This window comes from Streptomyces sp. NPDC058525 (genome assembly GCF_042719495.1).
Taxonomy (GTDB): Bacteria; Actinomycetota; Actinomycetes; order Streptomycetales; family Streptomycetaceae; genus Streptomyces.
Genome location: NZ_JBHXNP010000099.1, coordinates 18,457 through 36,879 on the forward strand (window position 1 = coordinate 18,457; position 18,423 = coordinate 36,879).

20 protein-coding genes are annotated in these 18,423 nt (G+C 73.1%); 4 read left to right on the forward strand and 16 right to left on the reverse strand.

Annotated elements, in window-relative coordinates; genetic code table 11:
* Positions 1 to 30 precede the first annotated feature (30 nt).
* Both ACFWP3_RS33520 and ACFWP3_RS33525 read right to left on the reverse strand, forming a co-directional pair.
* Entirely contained in the window at positions 31 to 918 is an 888-nt protein-coding gene (locus ACFWP3_RS33520) for a polysaccharide deacetylase family protein (protein ID WP_384228652.1), read from the reverse strand.
* Positions 915 to 1,865 carry a polysaccharide deacetylase family protein gene (locus tag ACFWP3_RS33525; protein WP_384228654.1) on the reverse strand — a complete coding sequence of 317 codons (951 nt, stop codon included), beginning with the start codon at positions 1,863 to 1,865 and terminating at the stop codon, positions 915 to 917. The genes ACFWP3_RS33520 and ACFWP3_RS33525 overlap by 4 nt, the downstream gene beginning before the upstream one ends.
* Before the next feature lie 159 nt (positions 1,866 to 2,024).
* Between ACFWP3_RS33525 and ACFWP3_RS33530 the strand changes: the two genes are divergently transcribed.
* Entirely contained in the window at positions 2,025 to 3,203 is a 1,179-nt protein-coding gene (locus ACFWP3_RS33530; protein WP_384228657.1) for a methyltransferase domain-containing protein, read from the forward strand.
* Here the strand turns inward: ACFWP3_RS33530 and ACFWP3_RS33535 are convergent.
* The 5 genes from ACFWP3_RS33535 to tsaB all read right to left on the reverse strand — a co-directional run bounded on the left by ACFWP3_RS33535 (position 3,198) and on the right by tsaB (position 6,459).
* On the reverse strand, positions 3,198 to 3,818 hold the full coding sequence (locus ACFWP3_RS33535) for a hypothetical protein (protein ID WP_384228659.1): 621 nt from the start codon (positions 3,816 to 3,818) through the stop codon (positions 3,198 to 3,200). The genes ACFWP3_RS33530 and ACFWP3_RS33535 overlap by 6 nt on opposite strands.
* A 65-nt stretch (positions 3,819 to 3,883) precedes the next feature.
* Positions 3,884 to 4,150, reverse strand: coding sequence for a hypothetical protein (locus ACFWP3_RS33540; RefSeq protein WP_384228661.1), 267 nt, complete (start codon positions 4,148 to 4,150; stop codon positions 3,884 to 3,886).
* A complete protein-coding gene (tsaD, locus tag ACFWP3_RS33545; RefSeq protein WP_384228663.1) occupies positions 4,147 to 5,289 on the reverse strand; it encodes a tRNA (adenosine(37)-N6)-threonylcarbamoyltransferase complex transferase subunit TsaD in 1,143 nt (380 codons plus the stop codon). The genes ACFWP3_RS33540 and tsaD overlap by 4 nt, the downstream gene beginning before the upstream one ends.
* Positions 5,282 to 5,761, reverse strand: coding sequence for a ribosomal protein S18-alanine N-acetyltransferase (rimI, locus tag ACFWP3_RS33550; RefSeq protein WP_384228701.1), 480 nt, complete (start codon positions 5,759 to 5,761; stop codon positions 5,282 to 5,284). Before rimI ends, tsaD begins: the two co-directional genes overlap by 8 nt.
* Positions 5,762 to 5,790: 29 nt before the next feature.
* On the reverse strand, positions 5,791 to 6,459 hold the full coding sequence (gene tsaB / locus ACFWP3_RS33555) for a tRNA (adenosine(37)-N6)-threonylcarbamoyltransferase complex dimerization subunit type 1 TsaB (protein WP_384228666.1): 669 nt from the start codon (positions 6,457 to 6,459) through the stop codon (positions 5,791 to 5,793).
* Between the two features lie 120 nt (positions 6,460 to 6,579).
* Between tsaB and ACFWP3_RS33560 the strand changes: the two genes are divergently transcribed.
* Positions 6,580 to 7,140 (forward strand): hypothetical protein, encoded by a 561-nt coding sequence (locus ACFWP3_RS33560; RefSeq protein ID WP_384228668.1) that lies wholly within the window; start codon positions 6,580 to 6,582, stop codon positions 7,138 to 7,140.
* An 81-nt stretch (positions 7,141 to 7,221) separates the two neighbouring features.
* Here ACFWP3_RS33560 and ACFWP3_RS33565 read toward each other — a convergent pair whose 3' ends face one another.
* The 8 genes from ACFWP3_RS33565 to ACFWP3_RS33600 all read right to left on the reverse strand — a co-directional run bounded on the left by ACFWP3_RS33565 (position 7,222) and on the right by ACFWP3_RS33600 (position 15,337).
* Complete coding sequence (locus tag ACFWP3_RS33565; protein WP_384228671.1) at positions 7,222 to 7,407, reverse strand: hypothetical protein; 186 nt, start codon at positions 7,405 to 7,407, stop codon at positions 7,222 to 7,224.
* A 160-nt stretch (positions 7,408 to 7,567) separates the two neighbouring features.
* Positions 7,568 to 8,134, reverse strand: a complete 567-nt coding sequence (gene tsaE / locus ACFWP3_RS33570; RefSeq protein ID WP_384228673.1) for a tRNA (adenosine(37)-N6)-threonylcarbamoyltransferase complex ATPase subunit type 1 TsaE — start codon at positions 8,132 to 8,134, stop codon at positions 7,568 to 7,570.
* Entirely contained in the window at positions 8,085 to 9,275 is a 1,191-nt protein-coding gene (locus ACFWP3_RS33575) for an alpha/beta fold hydrolase (protein ID WP_384228675.1), read from the reverse strand. Before ACFWP3_RS33575 ends, tsaE begins: the two co-directional genes overlap by 50 nt.
* Positions 9,276 to 9,295: 20 nt before the next feature.
* The gene (gene alr, locus ACFWP3_RS33580; protein ID WP_384228678.1) at positions 9,296 to 10,432 is read right to left on the reverse strand and encodes an alanine racemase; all 1,137 of its coding nucleotides are present in this window, start codon (positions 10,430 to 10,432) and stop codon (positions 9,296 to 9,298) included.
* A gap of 291 nt (positions 10,433 to 10,723) precedes the next feature.
* Positions 10,724 to 12,115: an NAD(P)H-hydrate dehydratase gene (locus ACFWP3_RS33585; RefSeq protein WP_384228680.1), complete on the reverse strand. Its 1,392-nt coding sequence runs from the start codon at positions 12,113 to 12,115 to the stop codon at positions 10,724 to 10,726.
* A 43-nt stretch (positions 12,116 to 12,158) separates the two neighbouring features.
* Positions 12,159 to 12,527 (reverse strand): holo-ACP synthase, encoded by a 369-nt coding sequence (locus ACFWP3_RS33590; protein WP_384228682.1) that lies wholly within the window; start codon positions 12,525 to 12,527, stop codon positions 12,159 to 12,161.
* Positions 12,528 to 12,605: 78 nt separating this feature from the next.
* Entirely contained in the window at positions 12,606 to 14,453 is a 1,848-nt protein-coding gene (gene glmS / locus ACFWP3_RS33595) for a glutamine--fructose-6-phosphate transaminase (isomerizing) (protein ID WP_384228684.1), read from the reverse strand.
* Positions 14,454 to 14,563: 110 nt separating this feature from the next.
* Entirely contained in the window at positions 14,564 to 15,337 is a 774-nt protein-coding gene (locus ACFWP3_RS33600; RefSeq protein WP_384228686.1) for a hypothetical protein, read from the reverse strand.
* A gap of 345 nt (positions 15,338 to 15,682) precedes the next feature.
* On the opposite strand from ACFWP3_RS33600, the gene coaA reads away from it, so the two are divergent.
* Together coaA and ACFWP3_RS33610 are read left to right on the forward strand one after the other, a co-directional pair.
* Positions 15,683 to 16,612 carry a type I pantothenate kinase gene (gene coaA, locus ACFWP3_RS33605; protein ID WP_384228703.1) on the forward strand — a complete coding sequence of 310 codons (930 nt, stop codon included), beginning with the start codon at positions 15,683 to 15,685 and terminating at the stop codon, positions 16,610 to 16,612.
* A 49-nt stretch (positions 16,613 to 16,661) separates the two neighbouring features.
* Positions 16,662 to 17,633 carry a DUF389 domain-containing protein gene (locus ACFWP3_RS33610; RefSeq protein WP_384228689.1) on the forward strand — a complete coding sequence of 324 codons (972 nt, stop codon included), beginning with the start codon at positions 16,662 to 16,664 and terminating at the stop codon, positions 17,631 to 17,633.
* On the opposite strand, the gene ACFWP3_RS33615 is transcribed toward ACFWP3_RS33610, so the two are convergent.
* Positions 17,630 to 18,423, reverse strand: a 794-nt coding sequence (locus tag ACFWP3_RS33615) for an IS481 family transposase (protein ID WP_384228691.1), incomplete at its 5' end; no start/stop codon positions are given. The two genes, ACFWP3_RS33610 and ACFWP3_RS33615, sit on opposite strands and share 4 nt — an antisense overlap.

Here is an 18,423-nt window from a genome sequence, read left to right on the forward strand (position 1 = left end):
TCACCTCGCTGAACACCCTAGGCCGCGCGGCTACAGGTAGTCCTCCAGGCGGCCTATGCGGTAGCCCTGTTCCTGGATGCGTTGGAGCATGCGCGTCGTCATCTGGGTCTCCGTCGCGCCCTTGAGTTCGGCGGGGCCGCGGAAGTGGGCCAGGATGATGTCGCCCGGTTTGAGGGCGGAGCCCTCGGCGTACTGGAAGTTGTTGATCTGCATCGACACCCGCCACAGCACCAGGGACGAGACCCCGCACTCCGAGGCGGCCCGGAGGGTGTCGTCGTTGTAGTTGCCGAAGGGCGGGCGGAAGAGCGGCGGGCGTTGGCCGAAGCGCTGCTCCAGGCGGTCCTGCTGGCCGCATATCTGCTGCTTCTGCGCCTCGTACGAGAGGGTCCGCAGGTTCGGGTGCGTCAGGGTGTGGTTGTTCACCGTGCTGCCGGAGCCGTTGTCGCGGAGCTTCTCGAAGTGCCCGTGGTCCGACGAGGCCACGCTGTCCGTCAGGAACATGCTGATCGGCAGCTTCAGATCGGCCGCCATCTTCAGGAACTCGGGGTCCTTCTCCGCGCCGTCGTCGAAGGTCAGGAAGACGACCTTGTCGTCGGCCGCGACGGGTATTCGGTCCACCACCGGCACCTTGCCCGGCCCCGCCTTGGGGATCTGCGGCTTCTGGGCGGGCCTGGGCGCGTACTCGACGGGGCCCGTCAGGCCCCACTTGCGGTACGCCTCGTCCGCGGCCCCGCCCGCCGCGGGGGCCGGGGCCGGCGCGGACGGCGACGACGCGGGAGCGTCCGACGCCCCCTGCGTCGCCTTCGGCTTGGGCCCCAGCCGCTCGGTGGGGGCCGCGCCGTCCCCGCACCCCGTCAGGGACAGCGCCAGCGCGCCGGCCGCCAGTGATCCGGCTACCAACCGGCGCGCGTACTTCACAGATAGTCCTCCAGGCGAGCCACGGCGTACCCCTTGTCCGTGACGGTCTTCATGACCTGACGGATCATGTCAGGCATTGTGCCCTTCCAGTCGTCCTTGCCCCGGAAGTGGGTCAGGATGATGTCGCCGGGGTGCAGGTCGCGGTCCCACTCGCGGTACTCCATCCGGTTGGGGAAGGCCTCCGCGTTCCACAGCGGCACCGCCTTGATCCCGCAGCTCTTCGCCGCGCGCAGCGTGTCCTGGTTGTAGTTGCCGTACGGCGGGCGGAAGAGGGTGGGCCGCTTGCCGAACTGCTTCTGGATCGTGTCCTGCTGGCCGCAGATCTCCTCGCGCTGCTGCTCGTACGAGAGGCCGGGCATGTACCGGTGGTTGAGCGTGTGGTTGTTCAGGGTGACGCCGGCGCTCTGCATCGCCTTGAAGTAGGGGTAGTTGTCCTTGACGATGTAGTCGCTGAGGAAGGCCGTGTACGGGATCTTCAGCTCCTGCATCATCTTCAGGAACTCGGGGTCCTTCTCCGCGCCGTCGTCGACGGTCAGGAAGACGACCTTCTCCTCCGTGTCGATGGTGGTGAAGACCGGCGGGTACTCCTCCTGGTCCTCCACCTCGAAGCCGTCGCGCGTGGTGATCTCCGGCTTCTCCTTCGGCGCCGCCGGGGCGGTGAGCGGGGTCTTGGCCAGCCGCCACTTCTTGACCGCCGCGATGCGCGCCTGCTGGGCGGCCTTGGCCTTCTCGGCGGCGCTGAGCGCGCCCGCCGCGCCCGCCTCCGCACCCTTGGCCGGCTTCGCCTTCTCGGCCTTGTCCGGCGCCTTGGACTCCCCGGAGCCGCACGCCGTGCCGAGGGCGGCTACCAGCAGGGCGGCCACGGCCACCCCGAACCGGCCGCGCGGACCCGCCGCGTACCGGTGACCCTGTTGCGTCTTATCTTCCTTTTGTCGGACTAGCTGCATAGCTGCGCATCCTGGCACCCGACACGCGGGCTCCCCGGAAGACACCGCGAGCGGAGTCCCACCTTCCACCGACTGGCCCACACCCCCACCCGCAACCGCCCGTCGCCTCCCGCAACCGCCCGCCCCCTCCCGCCCCCGCCCGTCGCCGACAATGGACACGTGACCCCCGAAGACTTCGCCGCCCTCCTCACCCCCGAGGGGCGCGCCCTCCTCGACTCGCTCCGCGACCACGACCCCGCCCAGGAGCTGGCCCTCGCCACCCGGCTGCGCCGCGAGCACCCCGCCGGACTGGTCTCCGCCGCGCTCGGGCAGGCCCGGCTGCGGCAGCGCGCGGTGGTGAAGTTCGGCGCCGAGGACGCGTTCCGGATGTACTTCACGCCGGGCGGCGGCGAGATGGCGACCCGCGCCTCCGTTGCCTCGTACCGCGCCGAGCGGCTCGCCCGCCTCGGCGTGCGCAGCCTCGCCGACCTGTGCTGCGGCATCGGCGGCGACGCCCTGGCCCTGGCGCGGCTCGGCATCCGGGTGCTCGCCGTCGACCACGACCCGCTGACCGTCGCCGTCGCGCGGGCCAACGCCGAGGCGCTGGGGCTGGCGGACCTGATCGAGGTCCGTGAGGCCGATGTGACGGAGGTGGACACCTCCGGCTACGACGCCGTCTTCATCGACCCGGCCCGGCGCGGCGGGCGCGGCCGGATCTTCGACCCGGAGTCCTACTCTCCGCCGCTGTCCTGGGCCGTGGAGACGGCCCGGGGCGCGAAGTACGCCGCGATCAAGATCGCCCCCGGGATCCCGCACGAGGCGGTCCCGGCGGAGGCCGAGGCCGAGTGGATCTCCGACCAGGGGGACGTCAAGGAGGCCGTGCTCTGGTTCGGGACCTCGCCGGGGACCGTGCGCGCGACCCTGCTGCCCGGGCCGCGCGCCCTGCACACCGCCGATCCGCTGCCCGACCCGGAGGCGGGGCCGGTCGGCCGCTGGCTCTACGAGCCCGACGGCGCCGTGATCCGCGCGCACCTCGTGGCCGAGGTCGCCGAGCAGCTGGACGGCCGGCTGATCGACCCGACGATCGCGTACATCACCGCCGACGAGCTGCGCGCGACCCCGTACGCGACGGCGTACGAGATCACCGACGTGCTGCCGTTCGGGCTGAAGAAGCTGAAGGCGCTGCTGCGCGAGCGCGGGGTGGGCGTCCTGACCGTGAAGAAGCGCGGCTCGGCCGTCGAGCCCGAGGAGCTCCGCAAGAGGGTGAAGCCGCAGGGCCCGAACTCGGCGACGGTCTTCCTGACCCGCGTCGCGGGCGCCCCGTCCATGCTGATCGGGGCGCCGGCCCGGGAGCTATGACGCGGGTGCGCGCAGCGCCCGGACCGCCCAGCGCCGGTGGGCGGCGGCCTTGGCGAGGCCCAGCAGGCCGGTGGCCCACAGGATCTGGCCGATGCCCATGAGGTACGCGGTCTCGCCGTACGTCGTACGGACCGGGTCGGCCGGGGCCGCGGCGGCGAAGGCCACCCACAGCCCGAACGCGGCCAGGGCGAACGAGGCCACCAGCCAGGTCAGGCTCCGCCCGGGAGCCCGTACGCGGGCGTCGGCGACCGGGTCCCGGCCCGACTCCGCCCAGGCCTGGAGCAGCCGGCGCACCTGCCGGTCGCGCCGGGCGCCCCGGACGCACCAGAACCCGGCCGGGACCAGCACGCCCGCGCCGATGGCGGCCAGCACGAGGCCGTGCACGTAGCCGAAGGGGTCGTGCTGCTCGAAGGCCATCCAGGCCATGCCGACGAAGCACCAGCCGAGCACGCACACGGCCGCGACGGCCCACAGGCGCAGCAGCCGGCCCACGCCCAGGCTGCGCCGGCCCAGCTCGCTCAGGAACCGTGCGCGGTCGGCCCGTACGGCGGCCTCGTCCAGCCAGTCGCGCAGGTGCGCGGGCGGCGGCGGGGGCGGCAGGTCACGGCGAGGCATGCGCATGACCATAGTGGCGCCGGCCGGCCAGGTCCGGCCGGCCGGACCGATCCCGCAGAGGGGCCCTAGCCGGCCTCGACCGACTCGAAGCGCCACCGGTGCACGGCCCGCGTGATCAGGTCGGCGGCGGGCTCCGGCAGTTCGGGCAGGTCCGCGGAGATCCCCTCGGCCGCCTCCCACCAGGTGATCACCAGCACCCGGTCCTGCGGGGCCCGGAACACCTCGCGGCGCACCGGCTCGCGGGCCAGGACCTGGGCGCGGGCCCACTCCAGCAGTTCGTTGCCCCGGCCGTCGGCGGCCCGGGCCTCCCACATCAGGGCGACGGTGCTCATGAGTAGAGGTTGTCCTTGCTCAGCTCGTGCACGTGGTCGTGGTCGTGCGCGTGGCCGTGCCCGTGACCGTGCGCGTGGCCGTGCGCGTGCCCCTGGACCCCGGGCACGTGCGGGTCCGTCACCGGCAGCGAGGAGTCCGCCGACAGGTCCCAGTCCGAGGCGGCCCGGTTCCGCTTGACCATCTCGGCGCCCAGCGCGGCCACCATCGCACCGTTGTCGGTGCACAGCTTCGGCCGCGGTACGCGCAGGACGATCCCCGCCGCGTCGCACCGCTCCTGCGCCAGCGAGCGCAGCCGCGAGTTGGCCGCCACCCCGCCGCCGATCATCAAGTGGTCGACGCCCTCGTCCTTGCACGCCCGGATCGCCTTGCGCGTCAGCACGTCCACCACGGCCTCCTGGAAGGACGCCGCGACATCGCGCACCGGCACCTCCTCGCCCGCGTGCCGCTTCGCCTCGATCCAGCGGGCGACGGCCGTCTTCAGCCCGGAGAAGGAGAAGTCGTACGGGGCGTCGCGCGGCCCGGTCAGCCCGCGCGGGAAGTTGATCGCCTTCGGGTCGCCCTCCCGTGCGAGCCGGTCGATGACCGGACCACCGGGGAAGCCCAGCTGGAGCACGCGGGCGATCTTGTCGAAGGCCTCGCCGGCCGCGTCGTCGATGGTCGCGCCGAGCGGCCGGACGTCGGAGGTGATGTCGGGTGCCAGCAGCAGCGAGGAGTGCCCGCCGGACACCAGCAGCGCCATGGTCGGCTCCGGCAGCGGGCCGTGCTCCAGCTGGTCCACGCAGATGTGCGAGGCCAGGTGGTTCACGCCGTAGAGCGGCTTGCCCAGGGCGTAGGCGTACGCCTTGGCCGCCGAGGTGCCCACCAGCAGTGCTCCCGCGAGGCCCGGTCCGGCGGTGACCGCGATGCCGTCGAGGTCGCGGGCGCTGACCCCGGCCTCCTTCAGGGCGCGTTCGATGGTGGGGACCATCGCCTCCAGGTGGGCGCGCGAGGCCACCTCGGGCACGACACCGCCGAAGCGCGCGTGCTCGTCGACGCTCGACGCGATGGCGTCCGCGAGCAAGGTGGTGCCGCGGACGATGCCGACGCCGGTCTCGTCGCAGGAGGTCTCGATGCCGAGGACGAGAGGTTCGTCAGCCATTGCTCTCACTGCTCTCAGTTCGTGCTTGTGCGGGGTCGGTCAGTCGCATGACGAGCGCGTCGACGTTGCCGGGCTGGTAGTAGCCGCGGCGGAAGCCGATGGGCTCGAAGCCGAAGCGCTCGTAGAGCTTCTGGGCGCGGGTGTTGTCCACGCGCACCTCCAGCAGCACCTCGGCACACTCGAACGCGGTCGCGGCGCGCAGCAGGTCGGTCAGGAGCCGGGCGCCGAGCCCGGTCCCCCACTGGTCGCGGGCGGCCGCGATGGTCTGTACGTCGGCCAGGTCGCCGGCGGCGGCCAGCCCGGCGTAGCCCACCAGCCGGCCCGACCCGTCCTCCGCGACCACGTACCTGCGGGTGGCCTGCGGGCCGCGCGCGTGGGCCAGTTCGGACCAGAACATCGCCGCGGACCAGGCGTCGTCGGGGAACAGCTCGTGCTCCAGCTCCAGCACCGGCTCTATGTCCCACCAGCGCATCTCGCGGAGCACGACGTCAGGGGCGGCCGTCACTGCGGGGTGACCACCTTGTAGTTCTTGGGCACCTGCGCGTCGGGCCGGCGCAGGTAGAGCGGGGCCGGCGGGGTGCCCTCGGCGTTCTCGAAGGCGGCCCCGGCCGCCAGGCGCTCCGCGGCCAGCGAGACCAGCGCGGCGGCCGACTGGTGCTCGGGCCCGCGGGCGTCGGGGAAGACCTCGGGGTAGAGCAGCGCGCCCTGGCCCACCGCCGGGAGGCCCGCGACCTGCTCGGCGATCTCGGCCGGGCGGTCCACGGCGGGCTCGCCGACCCGCGTGCGGGGGTCCTCGTAGCGCGCCCAGTAGACCTCCTTGCGCCGCGCGTCGGTGGCGACGACGAAGGGGCCCTCGATCCCGGCGGCGTAGGCGAGCCCGTCGAGGGTGCACAGGCCGTACACGGGCACGCCGAGCACGGAGGCGAAGGTGGAGGCCGTCACGAGGCCGACGCGCAGCCCGGTGTAGGGGCCGGGGCCGACCCCGACGACGATGCCGGTGACGGCGTCGAGCTTCAGCCCGGCGCCGGCGAGCACCTTGTCCACGGAGGGCAGCAGCAGCTCCCCGTGACGGCGGGCGTCGACCTGGTTCGACTCGGCGAGGACGGACTCGCCGTCGTGCAGGGCGACGGTGACAGCGGGCGTGGCGGTATCTACAGCGAGCAAGAGCACGCGAACAGCCTACGACTCCGGAGCCCCCGGCCTTCGCGGCCGGTTGCGGAGCGGGCCTGCTGCTACCTTTTCGATCAGGCATCGGCCGAGGCATCAGGCAGCGCGGAGAGGTGGAGCACAGTGGCACGCAGCAGCTCGGGAATCGTGGCCGGGCTCACCGCCGCGGCACTCGCCGCGATCGGGTTCCTCGGCTACCAGGCGTCCGCGTCGGCCCCCGAGCGTCCTCCGCAGGCCGCCGGTCCGCAGGAGCCGGCGCCGGTCCCCAGCCAGGCCGCGGGCAAGGTGGATCCGGCGAAGCCGGTCCCGGTGCCCGAGGGTTCGGGCTCCGGGGTGCGGGTCGTGTACTCGGTGGGCCAGAAGCGCGTGTGGCTGGTGGGAGAGGCCGGCCAGGAGCCCAGGTCGTTCCCGGTGATGCCGAGCACGGTGCACCCCAAGGCGGGCAGCTACCTGGTGAGTTCGCGCTCGGGCGCGGTCACCGGCTCGGACGGGGTGCCGGTCGAGCACGTCGTGCGGTTCGCCAACACGGAGGGCGTGGTGATCGGCTTCAGCGCCCGCGTGGACGGTGCGACGCCGGAGCCCGACCCGAACCGCAGGACCGGCGGCATCCGCATGACGAAGGCCGACGGCGACGCGATGTGGGCCTTCGCGACGATCAACTCGAAGGTCGTCGTCGTCCCCTGACCCCGGGCAGCCCCCGGGCACACCACCCATATGTGCGACGGGTGAAGTGCGCGCCGGGGTGTCACCGCCCTCGCTGTACCCCTAGGCCGCTTCGGATTCCGGAGCGGCCTGTTCGCGTACGACGTCCTCGGGATCCCCCTCGTCCGTCAGCCGTACGAGGACCGGCGGCGTCGAGACGGCGCTGGCGGCCGCGCCCGCGGCCAGCAGCATCCCCATGGACACCGCGGACGGACGGGGCTCGCGGTGTGCTCCTGCTGGTGCCGACATGGTTGCCTCCTGGACCCGGGACACCGAACTTAGGCATACCTAAGAAACTCTCGGTACCATGTCACCACGGCCGCTACCGCGGGCGCAATATCTTGCCGACGAGTTGTCGGTACCTTTGCGCGCAGGTTCCCCCGGAACGGTCCCCGGTACGTCTGCGGCGCTACTCGGAGAGGGCTCCGGCCAGGGCGTCCAGCCCCGCACCCGCGGCCCAGCGCGCCCCGATCCCGCGCACGGACACCTCCCGTACGTCGTCCAGGACCTCCTCGTGGCCGACCGCACGGCCGATCACCACGTGCAGCCGGTCGTCGGAGAGCTCCTCCACCTTGCCGTCGCCCCATTCGACGACGACCACGGACTCGGGCAGCGAGACGTCGAGGTCCAGGTCCTCCATCTCGTCCAGCCCGCCGCCCAGCCGGTACGCGTCCACGTGCACCAGCGCGGGCCCGCCGGTCAGCGAGGGGTGTACGCGGGCGATCACGAAGGTCGGCGAGGTCACGGCCCCGCGCACGCCCAGGCCCTCGCCGAGCCCGCGGGTCAGCGTGGTCTTGCCCGCGCCGAGCTCGCCGGTCAGCAGGACGAGGTCGCCCGGGCGCAGCAGGCCGGCGAGCCTGCGGCCCAACTCCTGCATGGCGTCCGGGGAGCCGACGGTGATGCGGGCCTCGGATCCGGTGCCGGCCTCAGGTGCCGGTGCCTGGCTGCGCTGTGCTTCCAGCGGTACTTCTTCCATGCCCGCCAACGTTAGTCGCTGCGAGGGCGGGTACCGCCCCGGTGCGTGCCAGCAGCTCGGTCAGCAGCCGGGTCACCGTCTCCGGGCGCTCCAGCATCATCAGGTGCCCGGTGGACTCCAGGACCACCAGCTCGGCGCTCGGCAGCGCCTCCTTGACGGCCAGGCTGTGCCCGGCCGGGGTGATCATGTCCTTGTCCCCGGCCACGACGATGACGGGGATGTCCGCGAAGCGCTGGAGGGCCGCGGTCTTGTCGTGGGTCTGGAAGGCCGGGTAGAACTCGGCGACCACGTCGATCGGGGTGGCCTCGATGAGCCGCTCCGCGAACCGCGCGACGCCCGGGTCCACGTCGCGGGACCCGAACGAATACAGCTTGATCATGCCGGCGAACAGGTCGGCGGTGGCCCTGCGGCCCTTCTCGACCAGTTCCACCTGCGAGCCGAGCGCCTTGAGCACGCCGGGCAGGAGCCTGCGCACGGCGCCCAGTCCGACGGCCGGCAGCCCGTACGTGACCTCGTCGAGGCGGCCGCTGGAGGTGCCGACCAGGGCGACGCCGACGACGCGGTCGCGCACCAGCTCGGGGAACTGCTCCGCGAACGCCATGATGGTCATTCCGCCCATCGAGTGACCCACCAGGATCAGCGGGCCCTCGGGAGCGGCGGCGTCGAGGACGGCCTTCAGGTCGCGGCCGAGCTGCTCGATGGTGACCGGCTCGCCGTCCGCCTGGGCCAGCCCGCGGGCGCTGCGGCCGTGGCTGCGCTGGTCCCAGTAGACGGTGCGGACCACTCCGCGCAGCGCGGCGCGCTGGAAGTGCCAGGAGTCCTGGGCGAGGCAGTAGCCGTGGCAGAAGACGACGGTCGCCCCCGGCGCGGGCTTGCGGCGCAGCCGGGACCGCGGCCGCTTGGCCTCCTCGGGCAGCTCGTCGACCTCGTAGTAGAGCTCGGTGGCGTCCTCGGCCCGGCAGGTCCCCTGCGTCCCGCGCAGCGAGCCGTAGTCACCGGCGGCGTCGAGGGCCAGGCGCGCCTTCCGGCGCATGCCGCGCCCGACGGTGATCCGCTCGACGGCGACACCGGCCGCCGCCCCCGACGCTATCACGCCGATGGCAGCGCCGGCCCAGCCGGCCTTGCGCCAGTTCTCGCTCACGCCGCCGCCCTCACTCCGCCTCAGGCGCCCAGGTACACCCGGGGCACGCGCCCTCCGATACGGGTGACGATCTCATACGCGATGGTGTCCGCCGCCGCCGCCCAGTCCTCGGCGGTGGGCTCGCCGCGCTCCGCGTCCCCGAAGATGACGGCCTCGTCGCCGGCCTCCGCGTGGTCGCCGCCGAGGTCGACCACGAACTGGTCCATCGCGACGCCCCCGGCGACGTGCCGAACCTTGCCGCCGACGAGCACCGGGCCGCGCCCGGAGGCGTGCCGCGGGATGCCGTCGGCGTAACCGGCCGGGACCAGCGCGAGGGTGGTCTGCGTCTCGGTGAGGTAGTGGTGCCCGTAGCCCACGCCGTGCCCGGCCGGGACGGTCTTGACCAGCGCGAGGGAAGCCCTGAGGGCCATGGCGGGCCGCAGGCCGAGCTGGGCGGAGGTGCCGAGCTCGGGCGCGGGCGAGACCCCGTAGACGGCCAGGCCGCAGCGGACCAGGTCGAAGTGGGACTCGGGCAGGGTGAGCGTGGCGGGCGAGTTGGCGATGTGCCGGACCTCGGGCTCCACGCCCTCCTTCTCCGCGTACGCGAGCATGTCGCGGAAGGCGCCCAGCTGGAGCTGGATGGACGGGTGGCCGGGCTCGTCGGCGCAGGCGAAGTGCGACCAGAGGCCGGTGACCTTGACGGTGCCCTCGGCCTGGGCGGCGACGGCCGCCCCGACCAGCTCCGCCCAGTCGGCGGGCTGGCAGCCGTTGCGGCCGAGTCCGGTGTCGGCCTTGAGCTGGACGCGCGCGGTGCGGCCGGCGGCGCGGGCGGCCTCGCGCACCGCGTCCAGGGCCCACATCCCGCTGACGGACACGTCGATGTCCGCCTCCACGGCCTCCCGCCAGGGCCCGCCGGGGGTCCAGAGCCAGCACATCATCCGGCCTTCGACCCCGGCGGCGCGCAGCGCGAGCGCCTCCACGGGGGTGGCGGTCCCGATCCAGGCGGCACCGGCCTCCTGGGCGGCCTTGGCGCAGGCCAGGGCGCCGTGGCCGTAGCCGTCCGCCTTGACGACGGCCATCAGCACGGACCGGGGCGCCCGCTCGCGCAACGCGCGCACGTTCGCCCGCACGGCGTCCAGGTCGATCTCGGCGTACACGCGCGTCGCTGTCTCGTTCATCCCGCACAGTCTCTCAGACCAGCCCGGTCGCACCTCTGCGGCCGCTGCGGGGGCCGGCCCCCGGACCTCCGCGCCTCAAACGCCGGCGAGGCTGGGTTTGGCTACGGGTGCGGCCGCGTTGCCGGGGCCAGCCCCGACCCCCGCGCCTCAAACGCCGGCGGGGCTGGGTTTGCCTCCGGCGAGGCTGGCCACGCCGGCTGGGGCGGAGCCGAATCCAGCCCCGCCGGCGTTTGAGGCGCGGGGTCTGGGGCGGAGCCCCAGCAGCGGCGCCGCAGCCGAATCCAGACCCGGCTACGGGTGGGTCGTGTCGCGCCAGGCGGCGGGCAGGGACGCCGCTACGTCGTGGGCCAGGAGGGGACCGCCCGCGAGCCTGGCCGCCAGGCCGTGGAGGTACGCCGCCACCGACCCGGCGTCCGAGCCGGACAGCCCGGCCGCCAGCAGGGACCCGGCCAGACCCGACAGCACGTCGCCGCTCCCCGCGGTGGCCAGCCACGGCGTCCCCGTCGGGTTCACCCGCACCGGCCCCCCGCCGGAGGCGACCAGCGTGGTCGAGCCCTTCAGCAGCACCGCCGACCCGTACCTCCGCGCCAGCCCCCGCACGGCCCCCAGCCGACCCGCCTCCACCGACTCCCGCGACACGCCGAGCAGCGCCGCCGCCTCCCCCGCGTGCGGGGTCAGCAGGGTCGCGGCCGTCCGGGCCCGCAGCGCCTCGGGGTCCAGCCCCCGCAGCCCGTCCGCGTCGATCAGCACCGGCACGTCCTGCGCCAGCAGCTCCGCGACCTCGCCGCCGCGCCCCTCCCCCAGCCCCGGCCCGACCACCCACGCCTGCACCCGGCCCGGCCCGATCAGCGTCTCGGGGTACCGCGCGAGCACCGCGTCCGCCGCCGGCCCCACGTACCGCACCGCGCCCGCACCGCCTCGCAGCGCGCCCGCCACGGCCAGTACGGCCGCCCCCGGGTACTGCGGGGACCCGGCGGCGATGCCCACCACGCCGCGCCGGTACTTGTCGCTCGACGCCGTCGGCACCGGCAGCAGCCCCGCCACGTCGGCGTGCTGAAGGGCCTGCGCCGCGGCGGTGTCCGGCAGCTCCAGGCCGATGTCCACCAGGTGCACCACGCCCGCCCGCGAGGCTCCCGGGTCGATGAGCAGCCCCGGCTTGTACGCCCCGAAGGTCACCGTCACATCGGCCGTCACGGCCGGCCCCGCCACCTCCCCGGTGTCCGCGTCGACCCCGCTCGGCAGGTCCACGGCGACCACCGGGACCCCCGGCGGGATCCGCTGCGCCAGCGCCGCCGCGGCCGGCCGCAGCCCACCGCTGCCGCCGATCCCCAGCAGCCCGTCCACGACGAGGTCGGCCTGCCGGGGAACGGCTTCCCCGACCCGCCCCCCGGCGGCCCGCAGCGCGGCGAGCCCGCCCGCGTGCACCCGCCCGGGGTCCATCGGCACCGCCGTCACCCCGGCCCCGCGCCGGGCGAGCCGCGCGCCGGCGTAGAGCGCGTCGCCCCCGTTGTCGCCGGGCCCGACCAGCAGCACGATCCGCGACCCGTACACCCGTCCCAGCAGCCCCGCGCAGACGGCGGCCAGGCCGGCCGCCGCCCGCTGCATCAGGGCGCCCTCGGGCAGCCTGGCCATCAGCTCCCGCTCGGCGGCCCGTACGGTCTCCACGCTGTAAGCAGTACGCATGGCACCACCCTGCCCCACGAGCGCGAGCCGCCGCAGGACGGCATCACCCCTCGGCGATCACCACGGCCGAGGCCACACCGGCGTCGTGGCTCAGCGAGATGTGCCAGGACTTCACGCCCAGCTCCCGCGCCCGCGCCTCGACCGTCCCGGACACCCGCAGCCGCGGCTGCCCGGTTTCCTCCACGTACACCTCGGCGTCGGTCCACAGCAGCCCGCCGGGCGCGCCGAGCGCCTTGGCCAGGGCTTCCTTGGCCGCGAACCGGGCGGCGAGCGAGGCGGTCCCGCGCCGCTCCCCGCTCGGCAGCGTCAGCTCGGAGTCGAGGAAGAGCCGGGCGGCCATGTTCGGCGTCCGCTCCAGCGCCGCGCCGAACCGCTCGATCTCCGCGACGTCGATCCCCACGCCGATAATCACAACGACAGCCCCACTCGCCTGCTCACTCCACGGTCACCACTGTGCCCCATTGTCGGCGACCTGCTCCGTTCGCTCCGCTCACTCCACCGTCACCGACTTCGCGAGGTTGCGCGGCTGGTCCACCTCGTTCCCGCGCGCCGTCGCCAGCTCGCACGCGAAGACCTGCAACGGCACGGTGGCCACCAGCGGCTGGAGCAGCGTCGGCGTGGCCGGGATCCGGATCAGGTGGTCGGCGTACGGCACGACCGCCTCGTCGCCCTCCTCCGCGATGACGATGGTCCGCGCCCCGCGCGCCCGGATCTCCTGGATGTTCGACACGATCTTGTCGTGGAGCACCGACCGCCCGCGCGGCGACGGGACGACCACCACCACCGGCAGGTCCTTCTCGATCAGCGCGATCGGCCCGTGCTTGAGCTCGCCCGCCGCGAAGCCCTCGGCGTGCATGTACGCCAGCTCCTTGAGCTTGAGCGCGCCCTCCAGCGCCACCGGGTAGCCCACGTGCCGGCCCAGGAACAGCACGGTGTTCTTCTCGGCGAGGGAGCGCGCGAGCTGCCGTACCGGCTCCATCGTCTCCAGTACGGTGTCCACCGCCGCGGCGATGTCCGACAGCTCCCGGATGACCGCCCGGATCTCGTCGCCCCACTTGGTGCCCCGCACCTGCCCGAGGTACAGCGCGACGAGGTAGCAGGCCACGAGCTGCGTCAGGAACGCCTTCGTCGAGGCGACCGCCACCTCCGGGCCCGCGTGCGTGTAGAGCACCGCGTCCGACTCCCGGGGGATGGTCGACCCGTTCGTATTGCAGACGGCCAGCACCTTGGCCCCCTGCTCGCGGGCGTGCCGCAGCGCCATCAGGGTGTCCATCGTCTCGCCGGACTGCGAGATCGCGATCACCAGCGTCCGCTGGTCCAGGATCGGGTCGCGGTAGCGGAACTCGCTCGCCAGCTCCGTCTCGCACGGGATGCGGGTCCAGTGCTCGATGGCCAGCTTCGCGATCATGCCCGCGTGGTACGCCGTACCGCAGGCCACGATCACGACCTTGTCGACCTCCCTGAGCACCGAGGCGGGGATGCGCACCTCGTCCAGGGTCAGCGAGCCGCTCGCGTCGATCCTGCCCAGGAGGGTGTCGGCGACGGCCTTCGGCTGCTCCGCGATCTCCTTGAGCATGAAGTAGTCGTAGCCCCCCTTCTCGGCCGCCGAGGCGTCCCAGTCCACGTGGTACGCCCGCACGGTGGCGGCCGAACCGTCGAAGTTGGTCACCGTGACCCCGTCGCGGCGGAGCTCGACGACCTGGTCCTGGCCCAGCTCGATCGCGGACCGGGTGTGGGCGATGAACGCGGCCACGTCCGAGGCGAGGAAGTTCTCGCCCTCTCCGACGCCCACCACCAGGGGCGAGTTCCGGCGCGCGCCGACGACCACGTCCGGCGCGTCGGCGTGCACGGCGACGAGCGTGAAGGCGCCCTCCAGCCGCCGGCACACCTGGCGCATCGCGGCCGCCAGGTCCCCGCCGGCCGCGTACTGCTCGGCGAGCAGGTGCGCGACGACCTCGGTGTCCGTCTCGGACTCCAGCCGGTGCCCGCGCTCGGCGAGTTCGGCGCGCAGCAGGGCGAAGTTCTCGATGATGCCGTTGTGCACGACCGCCACCCGCCCGGAGTTGTCCAGGTGGGGATGGGCGTTGACGTCGGTCGGGCCGCCGTGGGTGGCCCACCGGGTGTGGCCGAGGCCCGTGGAGCCGGCCGGCAGCGGGTTGCCGACCAGTTCCTTCTCCAGGTTGACGAGCTTCCCGGCCTTCTTGACGGCGGACAGCTCCCCGTCGGAGAGCACGGCGACCCCGGCCGAGTCGTAGCCGCGGTACTCCAGTCGCTTGAGTCCGGCGATGACCACATCGAGCGCCGACTGCGCTCCCACGTAACCCACAATTCCGCACATAGGCCGCAGCGTACGCCGAAGTTGAGCTCCTGCCCGGTACCTGAACAAGACGAAACCCCGCCCCGGCGAATGTGCCGGAGCGGGGTTGACGCGCTTCCCTCGGGCCGAGGTCAGCCGAGCTTCTTGGCCTGCGCGTCCACGACGGCCTTCGGCTGCTCGGCGGCGCCGGCCAGGCTCCACGCGGAGAAGGTCGCCAGGGTGTTGCCCTTGCGCACGGCCACGAGCTCCATCGTGAACTTCTCGCCGTCCGCCTCGCCGACGACCGTGTAGGCGAGCGCCTCGTCGCCGGCGGTGACGGCGGCGCCCGGAACCACCTTCTCGACCTTGAGCCCCTCGCCGCCCTGGGTGCCGGTGTAGCCGCCGGCGCAGGCCGTGCCGGCGCCCTTCAGGGTCGCGGCGGCCTCCTCGGCGCCCTTGCCCTCGTACGAGGCCAGGGTGATGAAGGTGGCGGTGGTGCCCAGGGCGTCCATCGCGGCCTTCAGCTTCTCCTGCTCGCTGGCGTTCGCCGCGGGCTCCTTGGGCTTGGCGGCGGCCTTGACGCGGGCGGTGCCCGCGGCGCTGCCGACCGGAGCCATGGCCTGCGCCTTGACCAGCGGCAGGCACTCGGGCTTGTCGCTGGTGGCACCGGCCCCCGCAGAGGTCTCCTCCGGGGAGGCCGGCTTGACCACGTACTCGGGCAGGTCGGCCTGGGCCACGAGCAGGCCGGTCAGCTCGGCGTCCGTCTTCGCCTTCGCGGCGGGAGCGGCGGAGCTCGCCGGAGCACCGGTGGAGGGCTTGGCGTCCCCCTTGGTGTCGGACTTCTCCGAGCCGCAGGCGGTGGCCAGCAGGGCCAGGGACACCGCGGACGCGGTCAGGACGGTACGACGGACAAGTGCGGTGCGCACGATGGATCTCCCCCAGAGACAAGCAAGAAACAAGAAAACATCAGCAATGTACTGGTAAGTACGATCACCGGACCGCGGTTCCGCGCCCCCTCGGCCGATCGTGATCACCACGAGACCGCAGCAGACTCGAATCGGTATCCGGTCCCGGTACAAGCCCGGCGAAAGGGACCACTACGTGACCGACCACACCACCCATAACCGAGCCGGAGCCCCGACAATGGCGGTGTGATCACTTCGCCGCCACGAAGCAGCACGCCGGACAGCGCGACGGAGCGCACCGGCCCGGACGGGCACCACGCGCGTCCCGCCCACCGCCGGGGCCCCGACGCCTCGCCGTACCTCGACCTGACCCGCGCCGAGTGGAGCGCCCTGCGCGAGCGGACCCCGCTGCCGCTCACCGCGGAGGAGGTCGAGCGGCTGCGCGGTCTGGGCGACGTCATCGACCTCGACGAGGTCCGCGACGTCTACCTGCCGCTGTCCCGCCTCCTGAACCTGTACGTGGGCGCCACCAGCAACCTGCGGGGCACCCTCAACACCTTCCTCGGCGACGCGGGCAACGGACACGGCGCCCAGCAGGGCACCCCCTTCGTCATAGGGGTCGCCGGCTCGGTCGCCGTTGGCAAGTCCACCGTGGCCCGCCTGCTCCAGGCCCTGCTCGCGCGCTGGCCCGAGCACCCGCGCGTGGAGCTGGTCACCACCGACGGCTTCCTCTACCCGATGAAGGAGCTCCAGCGGCGCGGGCTCACCTCCCGCAAGGGCTTCCCCGAGTCCTACGACCGCCGTGCGCTCACCCGGTTCGTGGCCGACATCAAGGCCGGCAAGGACGAGGTCCGCGCCCCGGTCTACTCGCACCTGATCTACGACATCGTGCCGGGCGAGGAGCTCGTCGTACGCCGCCCGGACATCCTCATCGTCGAGGGCCTCAACGTGCTCCAGCCGGCCCTCCCGGGCAAGGACGGCCGCACCCGGGTCGGGCTCGCCGACTACTTCGACTTCAGCGTGTACGTGGACGCGCGCCCCGAGGACATCGAGCGCTGGTACCTCAACCGGTTCCGGAAGCTGCGCGAGACCGCCTTCCAGAACCCCTTCTCCTACTTCCGCAAGTACACCCAGGTCTCCGAGGAGGAGGCCATGGAGTACGCGCAGACGACCTGGCGGACCATCAACAGGCCCAACCTGCTGGAGAACGTGGCCCCCACCCGCGGCCGGGCCACCCTGGTCGTCCGCAAGGGCCCGGACCACAAGGTGCAGAAGCTGAGCCTCCGAAAGCTCTGAACGGGCACGCAACACGCTCCGGGCACCCCGTCGGCATTAGGGTTCGGGCATGCTGCATCTGCGGATGATCACCCCTCCGCACCTCACGGACCGGGTGCTGGAGCTGATCGACCAGACGGTCGGTACCACGCACCTGGTCGTCCTGACCGGCGCGGCCCGCGATCCCGAGGGCGACGTGGTGCTGTGCGACGTCGCACGCGAGGCGGCCGACGAGCTGCTCCTGGAGATGCGCTCGCTGGGCATCCGCGAGAGCGGTTCGATCGCCGTCGAGAACATCGACCTGTCGATCTCCAGCCGCGCCGACGACGCGGAGGAGGAGGCACCGGGCGAGGCCGCGGACGCGGTGATCTGGGAGCAGCTCGCCGAGTCCACGCACGAGGAGTCCACGCTCACGATCACCTACGCCGTCTTCCTGATGGTGGCGACGATGATCGCGGCCTGCGGTGTGGTCCTGGACAACGCGATCTTGATCGTGGGCGCCATGGCGGTCGGCCCGGAGTTCGGCCCGCTCGCCGGCGTGTGCACGGGCCTGGTGCAGCGGCGGCCCAAGCTCGCCGGGCGCTCGCTGTTCGCGCTGCTGGTCGGCTTCGCCGCGGCGATCGCGGCGACGACGGTGTTCAGCCTGGTGATGGACGCGCTCGGCCAGTTCCACCCGGGGATGCTCGTCAACCCGCGGCCGAATACGAGCTTCATCTGGCAGCCCGACCCGTTCTCCTTCGTCGTGGCGCTGCTCGCCGGCGTGGCCGGGATGCTGTCACTGACCTCGGCGAAGGCCGGGGCCCTGGTCGGCGTGGCGATCTCCGTCACCACCGTCCCGGCCGCCGCCAACGCGGCAGTGGCCCTCAGCTACGGCGACTTCGCCCAGATGTGGGGCTCGGCGGAGCAGCTGCTGCTGAACCTGCTCGGCATCATGCTGTCCGGCACGCTCACCCTCATCGCCTGGAAACTGCTGTGGCGCACCCAGCAAGGCCGGATGGTCCGGAAGCCGGGTGCGCCACGAGGCGGGAAGGGCGGGGTCTAGGTGTATTGCCCGGTGAGGTTGGGGACACGGCTGGCGGGTGGTTTGCCTGCGAGTGCGGTGTGTCCGCGGTGGTGATTGTAGGTGTGCAGCCACTTGGGGAAGGCGTCGCGTCGTTCCTGCTCTGACCGGTAGGGGCGGGCGTAGGCCCACTCGTCCAGCAGGGTCCGGTTGAGGCGTTCGACCTTGCCGTTGGTCTGGGGCCGGTAGGGCCGGGTTCGCTTGTGGGTGACCCCGGCCGCCGCCAGCAGGTCGCGCCAGGCGTGGGACTTGTAGCAGGAGCCGTTGTCGGTCAGGACCCGCTCGACGGTGATCCCGCAGGCGGTGAAGAACGCCTGTGCCCGCTGCCAGAAGGCAGTCGCGGTCTCCTTCTTCTCGTCGGCCAGGATCTCGCTGTAGGCGAGGCGGGAGTGGTCGTCGACAGCGGTGTGGATGTAGCTGTAGCCCAGGCGGGGCCGTGTCTTGCGGCCGGCCTGCCGGCCGAGGGTCTTGTGGCCGCCGCCGTCGGGGATGTTGCCGAGCTTCTTGATGTCCACGTGGACCAGTTCGCCCGGGCGTTCGCGTTCGTAGCGGCGTATGACGCGGCCGGTGGACCGGTCCAGGTGAGAGAGCCGGGCCAGCCGGTAGCGGGTCAGGACGCGGTGCACGGTGGAGGGCACCAGGTCCAGCAGGTGGGCGATGCGGGCCGGGCCCCAGCGGCGCAGGAGCCGGACCTTGATGATCCGGCGCTCGGTGCGGGTCGGGGTCCGGCGCGGGCTGCGGTGCGGACGCGAGGAGCGGTCGCCCATGCCCG

Bases quoted from the DNA above. Each gene is read 5' to 3' on its own strand.
- ACFWP3_RS33525 (WP_384228654.1), bottom strand. From the start codon at position 1,865: ATGCAGCTAGTCCGACAAAAGGAAGATAAGACGCAACAGGGTCACCGG.
- ACFWP3_RS33535 (WP_384228659.1), bottom strand. From the start codon at position 3,818: ATGCCTCGCCGTGACCTGCCGCCCCCGCCGCCGCCCGCGCACCTGCGC.
- ACFWP3_RS33540 (WP_384228661.1), bottom strand. From the start codon at position 4,150: ATGAGCACCGTCGCCCTGATGTGGGAGGCCCGGGCCGCCGACGGCCGG.
- tsaD (WP_384228663.1), bottom strand. From the start codon at position 5,289: ATGGCTGACGAACCTCTCGTCCTCGGCATCGAGACCTCCTGCGACGAG.
- rimI (WP_384228701.1), bottom strand. From the start codon at position 5,761: ATGCGCTGGTGGGACATAGAGCCGGTGCTGGAGCTGGAGCACGAGCTG.
- ACFWP3_RS33565 (WP_384228671.1), bottom strand. From the start codon at position 7,407: ATGTCGGCACCAGCAGGAGCACACCGCGAGCCCCGTCCGTCCGCGGTG.
- tsaE (WP_384228673.1), bottom strand. From the start codon at position 8,134: ATGGAAGAAGTACCGCTGGAAGCACAGCGCAGCCAGGCACCGGCACCT.
- alr (WP_384228678.1), bottom strand. From the start codon at position 10,432: ATGAACGAGACAGCGACGCGCGTGTACGCCGAGATCGACCTGGACGCC.
- ACFWP3_RS33585 (WP_384228680.1), bottom strand. From the start codon at position 12,115: ATGCGTACTGCTTACAGCGTGGAGACCGTACGGGCCGCCGAGCGGGAG.
- glmS (WP_384228684.1), bottom strand. From the start codon at position 14,453: ATGTGCGGAATTGTGGGTTACGTGGGAGCGCAGTCGGCGCTCGATGTG.
- ACFWP3_RS33610 (WP_384228689.1), top strand. From the start codon at position 16,662: ATGCTGCATCTGCGGATGATCACCCCTCCGCACCTCACGGACCGGGTG.